This is a genomic window from Croceitalea sp. P059, from assembly GCF_031846365.1.
GTDB classification, from domain to species: domain Bacteria; phylum Bacteroidota; class Bacteroidia; order Flavobacteriales; family Flavobacteriaceae; genus Croceitalea; species Croceitalea vernalis.
The window spans coordinates 98525-110674 of record NZ_JAVRHW010000002.1 but is presented as its reverse complement, the minus strand read 5'-3'; the positions used below and the strand labels follow the sequence as shown (position 1 = coordinate 110674).

10 protein-coding genes are annotated in these 12150 nt (G+C 35.2%); 3 read left to right on the top strand and 7 right to left on the bottom strand.

Translation table 11 applies throughout. The annotated features are described in order from the left end of the window. Nucleotides 1-30 precede the first annotated feature (30 nt). Nucleotides 31-204, bottom strand: coding sequence for a hypothetical protein (locus RM542_RS06855; RefSeq protein WP_311384990.1), 174 nt, complete (start codon nt 202-204; stop codon nt 31-33). A 137-nt stretch (nt 205-341) separates the two neighbouring features. Here RM542_RS06855 and fumC point away from each other — a divergent pair, with 137 nt between their 5' ends. Beyond that, nucleotides 342-1739, top strand: a complete 1398-nt coding sequence (gene fumC, locus RM542_RS06850; RefSeq protein WP_311384989.1) for a class II fumarate hydratase — start codon at nt 342-344, stop codon at nt 1737-1739. Between the two features lie 78 nt (nt 1740-1817). Here fumC and RM542_RS06845 read toward each other — a convergent pair whose 3' ends face one another. Next, nucleotides 1818-2705, bottom strand: coding sequence for a hypothetical protein (locus tag RM542_RS06845; RefSeq protein WP_311384988.1), 888 nt, complete (start codon nt 2703-2705; stop codon nt 1818-1820). 155 nt (nt 2706-2860) lie between these two features. On the opposite strand from RM542_RS06845, the gene RM542_RS06840 reads away from it, so the two are divergent. Further along, nucleotides 2861-3652 carry an MBL fold metallo-hydrolase gene (locus tag RM542_RS06840; RefSeq protein WP_311384987.1) on the top strand — a complete coding sequence of 264 codons (792 nt, stop codon included), beginning with the start codon at nt 2861-2863 and terminating at the stop codon, nt 3650-3652. 78 nt (nt 3653-3730) lie between these two features. Here the strand turns inward: RM542_RS06840 and ettA are convergent, their stop codons facing one another. The 3 genes from ettA to RM542_RS06825 all read right to left on the bottom strand — a co-directional run bounded on the left by ettA (nt 3731) and on the right by RM542_RS06825 (nt 6737). Beyond that, nucleotides 3731-5422 carry an energy-dependent translational throttle protein EttA gene (ettA, locus tag RM542_RS06835; protein ID WP_311384986.1) on the bottom strand — a complete coding sequence of 564 codons (1692 nt, stop codon included), beginning with the start codon at nt 5420-5422 and terminating at the stop codon, nt 3731-3733. A gap of 91 nt (nt 5423-5513) precedes the next feature. Then, complete coding sequence (locus RM542_RS06830) at nt 5514-5693, bottom strand: CAL67264 family membrane protein (protein ID WP_311384985.1); 180 nt, start codon at nt 5691-5693, stop codon at nt 5514-5516. Between the two features lie 60 nt (nt 5694-5753). After that, nucleotides 5754-6737 (bottom strand): Gfo/Idh/MocA family oxidoreductase, encoded by a 984-nt coding sequence (locus RM542_RS06825; protein ID WP_311384984.1) that lies wholly within the window; start codon nt 6735-6737, stop codon nt 5754-5756. Nucleotides 6738-6806: 69 nt separating this feature from the next. Here RM542_RS06825 and RM542_RS06820 point away from each other — a divergent pair, with 69 nt between their 5' ends. Continuing rightward, the gene (locus RM542_RS06820) at nt 6807-8435 is read left to right on the top strand and encodes a carboxyl transferase domain-containing protein (RefSeq protein ID WP_311384983.1); all 1629 of its coding nucleotides are present in this window, start codon (nt 6807-6809) and stop codon (nt 8433-8435) included. Between the two features lies 1 nt (nt 8436). On the opposite strand, the gene RM542_RS06815 is transcribed toward RM542_RS06820, so the two are convergent. Beyond that, entirely contained in the window at nt 8437-9582 is a 1146-nt protein-coding gene (locus RM542_RS06815; protein ID WP_311384982.1) for a carboxypeptidase-like regulatory domain-containing protein, read from the bottom strand. Between the two features lie 48 nt (nt 9583-9630). After that, nucleotides 9631-12150 carry a carboxypeptidase-like regulatory domain-containing protein gene (locus tag RM542_RS06810; protein WP_311384981.1) on the bottom strand — a complete coding sequence of 840 codons (2520 nt, stop codon included), beginning with the start codon at nt 12148-12150 and terminating at the stop codon, nt 9631-9633.

Sequence of the window (12150 nt, the reverse complement as noted above, 5' to 3'; positions counted from 1 at the left end):
AATGGCTCCTTTTTTTTATCTATATATTTTCTATTCGTTGCGCTTAGCTTTTCTTTCAGCTTGACGTTCTTTCCACATTTCAAGCAAGTTTCCACCCAACCAATAAGGCACTACAAACGTCAATAAAAATATCATTAACCAAAATCCTATAGTAAGGATGGTTAAAAAGGCTAAAAATCCGAGATATTGGTCAAACTCTACCATGAATATAATTTTATACAACAAAGATACTTTGAAAAGAGGGAAAATTGCAAATCGATTTAAAAAAATTATCAGAATCCGACAAAATCAAGAATTTTAAAAAGGCTAAACTTTACCTTTGTAAATAGAAAACATGCATTATGGATTATAGAATAGAAAAAGATACTATGGGCGAGGTAAAAGTACCTGCTGATAAGTATTGGGGAGCACAAACAGAACGCTCAAGAAATAACTTTAAAATAGGACCTGTTGGATCTATGCCTCTAGAAGTTGTTTATGGATTTGCCTATTTAAAAAAAGCCGCAGCCTATACCAATCATGAACTTGGAGTATTAACGATTGAAAAAAGAGACCTAATTGCTGCGGTTTGTGATGAAATTTTAGACGGTAAACATGATGAACAATTTCCATTAGTCATCTGGCAAACCGGTTCTGGCACCCAAAGCAATATGAATGTGAATGAAGTTGTAGCCAATAGAGCGCATGAAATGGCCGGTAAAAAAATAGGCGAAGGAGATAAGACTATTCAACCTAATGATGATGTAAATAAATCACAGTCTTCAAACGATACTTTCCCAACAGGCATGCATATTGCTGCCTATAAAAAAATAATTGATGTTACCATACCTGGAGTAGAACAACTGCGTGATACCCTTGAAAGAAAATCAGAAGAATTTAGTGAAGTTGTTAAAATTGGTCGTACCCATTTAATGGATGCTACTCCCCTAACCTTAGGTCAAGAATTTTCAGGCTATGTAGCCCAATTAAATCATGGCTTAAAGGCATTAAAAAACACACTTCTGCATCTTAGTGAACTAGCACTAGGTGGCACGGCTGTTGGCACTGGGCTGAACACTCCGAACGGATATGATGTAGTTGTTGCGAAATATATTGCTGAATTCACCGGTCTACCGTTTATAACCGCAAAAAACAAATTTGAAGCACTTGCCGCTCACGATGCTATTGTTGAAAGTCACGGAGCCTTAAAACAATTAGCTGTCTCTTTAAACAAAATTGCGAATGATATTCGAATGATGGCCTCAGGGCCTCGTTCTGGTATTGGTGAAATAATAATTCCAGCTAACGAACCTGGTAGTTCTATAATGCCTGGTAAAGTGAACCCGACCCAATGTGAAGCGCTGACTATGGTATGTGCACAAGTAATTGGCAATGATGTTGCAATTAGTGTTGGCGGTACACAAGGTCATTATGAATTAAATGTCTTTAAACCAATGATGGCATCAAATATTTTACAGTCTGCACAATTGATTGGTGATGCCTGTTTAAGTTTTGACACTAATTGTGCTTCTGGAATTGAACCTAATCATGAAACTATTAAGACATTATTGAATAACTCTCTAATGCTGGTCACTGCACTGAACACGAAAATAGGGTACTATAAAGCTGCGGAAATTGCCAATACAGCTCATAAGAACGGAACAACCTTAAAAGTAGAAGCAATCAATTTAGGCTACGTAACAGCTGAAGAATATGACGAATGGGTAAAACCTGAGGATATGGTCGGTAGTTTAAAATAAGTTAAAACGTTGTAAATAAAAAAGGGCAATCTGTTTAGATTGCCCTTTTTTGTCATATAGTGTGGATAGTGTTTATGCTTACTTCAAAGTAAATTTTGAAGTACCTAATAATTTTAATCCGTCATCATATACGTTCACCATATAATTTCCTTTTTGGAAATCATCAGTTGGTTTATTGATATAATCACATACGTCTAAAGAGCTGTTTTCGTAGTAGAAGCTTGTTCCTTTAGTATAAGATATAGAACCTCCATTATCATTAGTTGTAGTCATACCTTCACCAAGTGTGTTTCCTTGAGGATCTAACACTTCAATAAAAAATTCTCTATCTCCAGCTTCAGCAATAACGTTATCAGCTACAGTAAAGCATACTTTGAACTTATCTGTTGCTTTAGCTCTAGAAGTTGATACTAATTTACCGCTTGATCTTTCTTTTACAGCGTCAATACTTTGACTTGAAAGGTTAAGAGCAGCACCACGCTCTACAGCGTCAGCTAATTGTGTATTTGAAACTACTAAAGAATCATTAAAAACTGTTTGCTTTTCTAATTCTGTAAAAGTACTATCACGTTGCATTGCTAACATAGAGTTAGACTGCGTTAATGAATCTACTTGTTTCAATAATTGCTCTCTTTCAGCTTTTAGAACACCAACTTGTCTTCTATATCTTGATAAAGAAGCAATATCAGCTTTCATACCTTGAACTGAATCTATGTACTGTGCAATATTATCTCTTGCAGCAACCAATTCTTCGTTTGTTGCATTACTTTCTAAAATAGCTTTGTCATATTCAGATTTTAAGCTATTTAAATCTTCAACAACTAATTCTTTCTCTTGTGTAAGAGCATTAGTTGTTTTCTTCTTGTCTTGATAAAGACTTACGGTATAAATAATAGTACCTAACAGGATAACCCCTAAAAGACCTGCTATCACCTTCAATCCGTTGTTACTTTTTGTCTCAGTCATAATCTTAAAATTTAATATACTTTATCTTAAGTATTTACAGTGTTTGGTATATCTACGTGTTAGTTTTAACTTTAGATGTTTTTGAATTTATCTTACGGTCAAAAATCTCGACAAACCCAATAAAAATGTACCTTTATTAACAAATAAAATTTTCAATGAAATACTTCAAACCTATATTTTTATTAGTTGTTGTTATCCTTTCAGGATGCATAAACAAGGAAAAAAAATCTTCAAAAACAGATACCGATGAAGCTTTAGTTGCAAAAAATAACACCCAAGAAGTGGTGATTATTCCAATTGAACATGCGACAACCGTTGTAGAATGGAATAATACTACAATATATATTGATCCCGTTGGAGGTTCGGCTGCTTTCGATAATCAAAAAGAACCAGATCTAATTCTAATAACAGATATACACGGCGATCATTTTAGTTTAGAAACCTTGGAAGAACTTAATACCGAAAAGGCAAAGATTATGGTACCGCAAGCGGTGGCGGATAAAATACCTGAAAAATTCATTCCACAATTAGATGTTCTAAATAATAGTGATAGTAAAGAACGCTACGGTATTACGGTCGAGGCGGTGCCAATGTATAATTTAAGAGAAGAGGCTTTAAATTTTCATACTAAAGGCCGTGGCAATGGTTATGTTTTAAATATTGGAGGTCAACGAATTTATTTTTCAGGAGACACCGAAGATATACCCGAAATGAGGGCCCTTAAAAATATTGACAAGGCATTTGTATGCATGAATTTACCATATACTATGACAGAAGATAGCGCAGCTAGTGCGGTCTTAGAATTTGAACCTAAACAGGTGTATCCATATCATTACCGAGGACGCCCTGATGTTAGTGATGTCGTAAAATTTAAAAAATTGATTAATAACTCGAATCCCGATATCGAAGTAGTACAACTGGATTGGTATCCAGCGGATGATTTTTAATCAAATCAAGTGTAAAACAGGGTCAAGAAGGTTATAATCATTCTTGACTCTAATCTTACCGACATAAATTGATATTGATTAACGTATCAACTTCTTATATTTAATACGTTTTGGCATTATATCGCCACCCAAACGTTTCTTTTTATTCTCTTCATACTCCGAGAAAGACCCTTCGAAGAAATATACTTGTGAATCTCCTTCAAATGCCAATATATGAGTACAAATACGATCTAAAAACCATCTATCGTGAGATATGATAACAGCGCAGCCGGCAAAATTCTCTAGACCTTCTTCTAAGGCTCTTAAAGTATTCACATCTAAATCGTTGGTAGGCTCATCAAGCAGTAAAACATTACCTTCTTCTTTTAAGGTCATCGCTAAATGAAGACGGTTTCGCTCACCACCAGAAAGCATATTTACTTTTTTGTTTTGTTCACTACCAGAAAAGTTAAAACGACTTAAATAAGCTCTAGAATTTACCTGCTTACCACCCATCATAACCAACTCTTGTCCATCACTAAAATTTTCCCAAATAGATTTTTCAGGGTTAATGTTTGAATGACTTTGATCTACATAGGCTAATTTTGCAGTTTCACCAACGGTAAACTCGCCTTTATCAGCCGTTTCCTCACCCATTATCATTCTGAAAATCGTGGTTTTACCAGCACCATTAGGGCCAATAATACCTACAATACCAGCTTGAGGAAGGTTAAAGTTAAGATCTTCATAGAGTAACTTATCACCATAAGCTTTACTCACCCCTTTAGCTTCTATCACATTAGTTCCTAGTCGAGCGCCATTGGGTATGTATATTTCTAATTTCTCTTCTAATTGTTTTTGGTCTTGACTCATTAACTTATCGTAGTTTTTAAGTCTTGCCTTTTGCTTAGTTTGTCTGCCTTTAGCTCCTTGACGAACCCAATCTAATTCACGTTCAAGGGTTTTTTGGCGTTTAGAAGCTTGTTTACTCTCTTGTGCTAAGCGCTTTGATTTTTGGTCTAACCAACCTGAATAGTTTCCTTTCCATGGAATACCTTCTCCCCTATCTAATTCTAAAATCCAACCGGCAACATTATCTAAGAAATACCTATCATGCGTTACGGCAATAACAGTGCCTTTGTATTGTGCTAAATGATGTTCTAACCAATGAACCGATTCGGCATCTAAGTGGTTAGTTGGTTCATCTAAGAGTAACACATCTGGTTCTTGAAGTAACAATCTACACAAAGCCACACGACGTCGTTCACCACCGGATAAAACTCCTATTTTTTTATCCGAATCAGGAGTTCGCAATGCATCCATTGCAATTTCCAATTTGGTATCAAGCTCCCAAGCGTTCGAGGCGTCAATCTTATCTTGAAGGGCAGCCTGTTTATCCATGAGCTTTTGCATCTTATCTGCATCTTCATAGACCTCCGGCAAGCCAAACATATCGTTGATTTTATTGTATTCATCTAAAACAGCAACAGTTTCGGCAACCCCTTCTTTCACAATCTCTAAAACGGTCTTTTCTTGATCAAGCTGCGGTTCTTGTTCCAAATAACCAACAGAATAGCCTGGCGAAAAAACTACGTCACCTTGATAATTTTTGTCAATTCCAGCGATTATTTTAAGTAAAGTTGACTTACCAGAGCCATTGAGACCAAGAATACCAATTTTTGCACCATAGAAAAAACTGAGGTAAATATTTTTTAAAACTGGAGTATTGGCATTTTTATAACTCTTAGTTACTCCCGCCATTGAAAAAATGACTTTTTTATCGTCAGACATGTCAAATAATATGATTAGTTGTTAATTAATTCAGGTTCGATTTCAAACATTCTGAAGCGAAACCCAAGCTAAAGCAGTAAAATAAAATGTTTTATACGCGCCCTTTCAAGGCATTAAAAACCCAAGCAACGGCTAAAAATCCAATCCCCACAGCCGCAAATCCATATCCAGCAACCTCATCATACTTAAAAGCCCCTAAGGCTATCGTACCTATACCAACAAATATCATTATGATTGTTGCCCATGCTAAAACTGTATTTTTATCCTTCACTTTTCTTCGTTTTATGTGTAAAATCAAATATCGTAAAAAATGAACAACCTATGTTGTTTTTTAGTCTTCAAAAGGAAAACTAATGCCGTTTTTAGACCGTATTTCATCTAAAAGAGAAATTAAGGTGATACTATCTTGATGCGACCATAAATCACTTTCTAGTTTATTTTCTTCCAGACATTTATTCACCTCTCTAATTTCGTAAGTATACCCTTTACCTATAGTAGGTAATTCAAGATCTTTAGACTCTTCGTCTACATAAAGCGTAAATCCTTGACTTTCATGAAAACGATGTTTTATACTTACGCTACCTTTTGTCCCAGCTATCTGTGCATCTGATTTAGAATCATTAGCGAAACTGCTAAATAGAATGGCTTGCGCGTCATCGTATTGAAAAATAATTGAAGTTTGAATCTCAGTACCGATTTTATTAAAATTTGAAACTGCTTTAATCTCTTTCGGTTTACCTAAAAATAAATAGGCCAAAAAAACTGGATAAATACCAATATCTAATAAAGTTCCACCAGCCAAAGACGGGTCTAAAAGTCGTGAATCAAGAGGCCTGTCGAGTGCATAAAAAGCAAAATCTGCATGTACATATTTTAAATCACCCAAAACACCTTCGTCAGTCAGTTTTTTGACTTTTTGAATGGTAGGATTAAAACGAGACCACAAAGCTTCCATTAAAAAGACATTATTCTCTTTAGCAACTTTTATCATTTCGCTAACCTCCTTAGTATTTATGCCTAAGGGTTTTTCGCATAAAACATGTTTGCCAGCTTGCATAGCACGTATGGCCAAATCTTTATGAAAGGTATGTGGTGTTGCTATATAAAGAACATCAGCAACATCGCCGTCAAATAAGGCTTGATAACTATTAAAAACATTAGGTATTTGAAAAGTAGTTGCAAATTCTTGCGCCCGTTCTTCGTTTCTTGAAGCCACGGCAGTAAGTTCGGCATCTTCAACTAGCATTAAATCATTAGCAAAGTTCTGAGCTATTTTACCTGGTCCAATAATTCCCCATCTTGTTTTACTTTTCATACTTGATTTATTATTGCTATTAGTGCTTATCTTTAAACTTTAAAACAGTTAAAATTAAGCAACCGATTTATGGACCTAAAGTTCAATAAAAACGAAGACCAAAACAAACTAAAAGTATCAGAACTTCGCACTCGATTTGCGAAGGTAAAATTAGGTGGCGGCAAAAATCGTATTGAAAAGCATCATGCCAAAGGAAAAATGACTGCGAGAGAACGGATAAGCTATTTATTAGATACGGATAAAGATAGTATTGAAATAGGTGGTTTTGCAGGTGAAGGTATGTATGAAGAACATGGCGGTTGCCCTTCTGCTGGTGTTGTAATAAAAATAGGCTATGTTCAAAGTAAGCAATGTATTGTGGTTGCTAATGATGCCACTGTTAAAGCAGGAGCTTGGTTTCCCATAACCGGAAAGAAAAATTTAAGAGCTCAAGAAATTGCCATAGAAAATAAGTTGCCGATAATTTATTTAGTAGATAGTGCTGGAGTTTATTTACCAATGCAAGATGAGATCTTTCCTGATAAAGAACACTTCGGACGAATATTTAGAAATAATGCTGTTATGAGTAGTATGGGTATTACTCAAATTTCTGCAGTAATGGGTAGCTGTGTTGCGGGTGGAGCCTATTTACCTATTATGAGTGATGAAGCTTTAATTGTAGATAAAACAGGAAGTATATTTTTAGCCGGTAGCTATTTGGTCAAAGCAGCGATTGGTGAGAGTATTGATAATGAAACCTTGGGTGGTGCAACCGCGCATTGTGAAATTAGTGGTGTTACTGATTATAAAGCTAAAGATGATGCGGCTGCATTAGACACCATAAAGAATATTATGGGTAAAATTGGTGATTTTGATAAAGCTGGTTTTAACAGGATAAAATCTTCTAAACCAAAAGAAAAGCAAGAAGATATCTATGGTATCCTTCCAGCTTCTCGTTCAGACCAATATGATATGCTTGATATCATTAATCGCTTGGTAGATGATTCTGATTTTGAGCAATATAAAGCGGACTATGGAAAATCTATCTTGACAGGTTACGCCAGAATGGACGGTTGGGCTGTGGGTATTGTTGCTAATCAACGTAAGGTTGTTAAAAACGGAAAAGGAGAAATGCAATTTGGTGGTGTGATATATTCAGACTCTGCAGATAAAGCAACTCGGTTTATAGCGAATTGCAATCAAAAGAAAATTCCTTTAGTGTTTTTACAAGATGTTACCGGTTTTATGGTTGGTAGCAAAAGTGAACACGGAGGTATTATAAAGGACGGTGCCAAAATGGTCAATGCAGTAAGTAATTCAGTCGTACCAAAATTCACCATAGTAATTGGCAACAGCTACGGAGCTGGTAATTATGCCATGTGCGGAAAAGCCTATGACCCAAGGCTAATTGTTGCTTGGCCAAGTGCCGAATTAGCCGTAATGGGTGGAAATTCTGCAGCTAAAGTGCTCTTACAGATTGAGAAAGCTTCTCTTAAGAAAAAGGGTGAGACCATCACACCTGAAAAAGAAAAAGCGATGTTTGATAAAATCAAAAGTCGTTATGATGAGCAGGTTTCTCCGTATTACGCAGCTGCTAGACTTTGGACAGACGCGATTATCGACCCGCTAGACACACGCAAATGGATTTCAATGGGTATTGATGCTGCTAACCATGCACCAATTGAAAAGCAATTTAATATGGGAGTATTGCAGGTGTAAACTATTTTAGTCTCAATACCACATTCTGCGTAATCTTATCGGTAATTTCAAAACTGAAATCTTTATATCCTTCCTTTGAAAAGGTTAAAATATCACCTTTGTCAGCGGGAATAATATAGCGGCCACCATCATCTGAAATCGTATCTGCTTTAGTTCTATTATTTAAGACTGAAACCCCAGAAATCATTTTGCCTTTCATAATTACAAAGCCTGACACGGTGCGTTGTTTCTTTTTCTTTTTTTCTTTTTTACGTTCAAAACGTTGCGCCAGTTTTTCTGAAACCATGAGCTCTGATTGGACGTAATAGGCCATATTTGTATCAGACAACGATTCCCAATTGTCTTGACTAGCATATTTTCGGTATGATCCAAATTGATTTAATGAAGCCAATAAAACTAACCCTAATTCTTCATCACCATAAATCTTTAAAAGTTCTAGAGATATTATAAAGTCATTCATGACATAGATGTCGAAAGGCCTTAAGTCAACCTTTACCATTTTATCATCTGTTTTGACAGTAGTTAGAATATTTTTACTAGACGTATTTAGATTTATTCCGGGTTTGTTAGACCCTCCATTATCATCGTAAATATTTACACGTAACAGTAAACTATCTGAGGGGTTATGCCAAACTTCAAATTCAAAATTATTTAATTTACGTAAACCACTTTTGACAACGATTCTAGTTGCTAGTTCTCCTCCTAAGGCTATATTATCTTTCCAATATCCATAATTTTTAACACCATAATTCCTGTAGCCTACATTATCTGGAATAAAACGCTCGCCTTTATTAGAAACCACGATTTCATTCAACTCAAATAACTTTGGTTTAAGTGCTATCTCTGGGTAGTCGTTATACACCAATTGAATCTCAGAAATAGGTATATATAAAGTTTCATAACCAAGCGAAGAAAATATAATTTGTTCATCAGTTCTAAACTTATCTTGTTCCAAATACATATGAAACAAACCTTCTTCATCACTTACAGTGCCAATACCAGCCTCTTGAATACCAATATTTACATAAGCTAAAGGTTCTTTTGTGGTAGCATCAACGACGCGGCCCTTGTAATCTTTTTGTGCACCAACTAAAATTGTATAAAATGAAAAAATAAAGAATAGATAGTTAGTAAGCTTTTTTTTCATTTAATTAGTTTTATGAAATAGAGTTCAAGGCTAATTTAAAAAATGATTTTATCTAACAGCCACCTTTGAAAAAGACTGTAAACGGAACAATTCTTGATTTACATCTTTAAGACTTAACTTAAATACCTTTACTTCTTTACGTTGGTTTCGAGAGCCGTAAGCATAATATATAGTAGCCTTTAGATAGGTTGGGGTCAAACTTTTGTTGCCCAAATAATTTACATTAACGCTCCAATTGCCTGGCAAAGAGCCATCTATTAGATATTCTGTGATATTATAACCAAAGTTCTTTTCTCTGCTAATAGTTTCCTCATTATCTGCCAAACTGTGATTCCAAGTGTAAAATTGTTTCCCAGGATTTACAAATTGTAAGTCAAACTCAGCTTCACTATCATTCCACTCAAACACTAACCGGGTTCCTGCAAAATCTTCTTCAGCGATGTAAAGCTCATTAGCTTTCTCACTATGAACTACTGCACTTTTATCTAAAGTTAACAAGTTGTTGAATTCTCTTTCTATAATTGGTCCAAAACCAATAGTATCTTGCTGCATAAACCCTTCTTCAAGAAGATATTGATAACGCGCATACATTGATGCCGCCATTTTAGGCTCATTTATATCGCGATAGGTATTCGCCATATCTAAATAACTTTGAGCATAATTAGGTCTTAAAAGAAAAGCTTCTTTATATACCGTGTTTGCCATTTCAAAACGTTCTTGAGCATCAAAATGATACGCCAAAGCCTTTAATAAAACAGCGTTATTTTGAAAAAGAGCATAGTTATTTTTAATAATACCATCAGCATATTTTTGCTGCTTCCATTTCTCCGTAAAATACGTGTAAGCATCTAAATGAAAGTAAGGAGAACCTTTATAAGCTTTAGCATGTTTATCAAAAACACCCTTTGCACCTTCGAATGAAGTTGAGGCCTCTAATTCTTTTAGGTATTGTGGCTTATTTTTATCAATATCTTCTTTTGTGAGTATCCTTCCACTAACAAAGTTGTTTCTTAAAAGCGCTTGATCGACTCCATTATTAGTTTTCAGCGTTCCATTAGTTGTATTGATCACAACCACGCCTCCTCTACCAAAATTACCATATTGAGCTGTTAGACCTAAATTAGATAAGATAGCAATACGTTTAAAACTATTGACATCTAGCCAAATAGGTGCGTTCGTGAAAATTTGACCGTCAACATCAAATATGGCCCCGGTGTTGTTCATTATAGAATTCAGTCCCCTAATGGACACTCCACCTCCACTAAAACAATCGCCAGTAACATTCACTCCTGCAAATTTGCCGCGTAATAAATCTAATATGCATAAGCTAACAGGATTGATTTGTTCTTCATTCAAAAACCTAACATTTCCAGCAGCTCTATCAGCATCTAAATAGCCCCAGGCCGTTTTAATAATATTTTCATTGCTATAGTAATCTTCTTCTAAATCTTTCTGAGAACGACGTTTACTGGCTGTAACCTCCACTTCATCTAATTGGGTTACTTCAGGTATTAAAATTGGGTTTAAAATACGAGTGATATCTTCAACTTTAATATTCACAGTTTTTAACCCTACATACGAGTATGATATGATATCACCTTGACCTGCTCTTATCTTATACTTTCCCTTTTCATTGGTTGTAGTAGCTTCATTTGTATTCGAGACGCTAATATTTACATTCGCTATAGGTGCTCTTCCGTCAGAAACAGTACCAGAAATTACTTTTTGATTTTGTTTTCTACGCTTATTCTCAGCAAGATATTGCTCGCTTAGATTAGCTTCTTTTATATAATTATCTCTTAATCTGCCTTTATCTACAACTCCTCTTAAAGCATTTAAATCTGTTGTATTAATGATGACTACCCCATTTAAGGCAGCATCCCCGTAATAATTAGCCCAATACCTTCCTTGCACTATTGCAATTCTCTTTATTTTACGCAGATCTAACCAAAATGGAACGTCTTGAAAAACTTGACCATCAATATCAAAAACAGTTATTGGCGAAGCCTTAATTGAGTTTAAACCAATAAAAATTTTACCATCACCCGCACATGTGCCAATCCGAGAAATATCATCAAGTTGTTCGGTCAATAAATCAAGAATACATTGGCTATTATGCTCCAATCCATCCATATTTATCATTCGAGTTTGACCAACAAATCTTTTTGGTTCAAAATACCTAAACACTGATTTAACAATATCCGGATTGTATCTAAATTCTTTTTCAAGAAGTTCTTGTGATTTGTTCAATTTTTTAGTTACTACTACTTCTTCTAAATCAGTAGTTTCCGAAGACATTTCAAGATTTAAAATTCGGGTAACATCTTCCACCATTATAGTAATGGTTTTCATGCCAATAGAAGAAAACTGTACTTTATCTCCTTTTTCAACAGCAATCTCGTACCACCCGCGTTGATTGGAGGCTGTAACAATTTCTTTGTCTACAACGGTCACTTTAACATCGGGTAAAACTTGATAGTCAGATGAAATAGTGCCTGATAGTTTGCGTTGCTCTTGAGCAAAAATGACTAGCGGTACTGCTAAAAAAAGAAAAAGTAATTTTTTCAT

What these genes read in the sequence shown, in the direction of transcription:
- RM542_RS06815 (WP_311384982.1), bottom strand. Translation starts at nt 9,582, where the DNA reads ATGAAAAAAAAGCTTACTAACTATCTATTCTTTATTTTTTCATTTTAT.
- ettA (WP_311384986.1), bottom strand. Translation starts at nt 5,422, where the DNA reads ATGTCTGACGATAAAAAAGTCATTTTTTCAATGGCGGGAGTAACTAAG.
- RM542_RS06810 (WP_311384981.1), bottom strand. Translation starts at nt 12,150, where the DNA reads ATGAAAAAATTACTTTTTCTTTTTTTAGCAGTACCGCTAGTCATTTTT.
- fumC (WP_311384989.1), top strand. Translation starts at nt 342, where the DNA reads ATGGATTATAGAATAGAAAAAGATACTATGGGCGAGGTAAAAGTACCT.
- RM542_RS06825 (WP_311384984.1), bottom strand. Translation starts at nt 6,737, where the DNA reads ATGAAAAGTAAAACAAGATGGGGAATTATTGGACCAGGTAAAATAGCT.
- RM542_RS06840 (WP_311384987.1), top strand. Translation starts at nt 2,861, where the DNA reads ATGAAATACTTCAAACCTATATTTTTATTAGTTGTTGTTATCCTTTCA.
- RM542_RS06845 (WP_311384988.1), bottom strand. Translation starts at nt 2,705, where the DNA reads ATGACTGAGACAAAAAGTAACAACGGATTGAAGGTGATAGCAGGTCTT.
- RM542_RS06820 (WP_311384983.1), top strand. Translation starts at nt 6,807, where the DNA reads ATGGACCTAAAGTTCAATAAAAACGAAGACCAAAACAAACTAAAAGTA.
- RM542_RS06855 (WP_311384990.1), bottom strand. Translation starts at nt 204, where the DNA reads ATGGTAGAGTTTGACCAATATCTCGGATTTTTAGCCTTTTTAACCATC.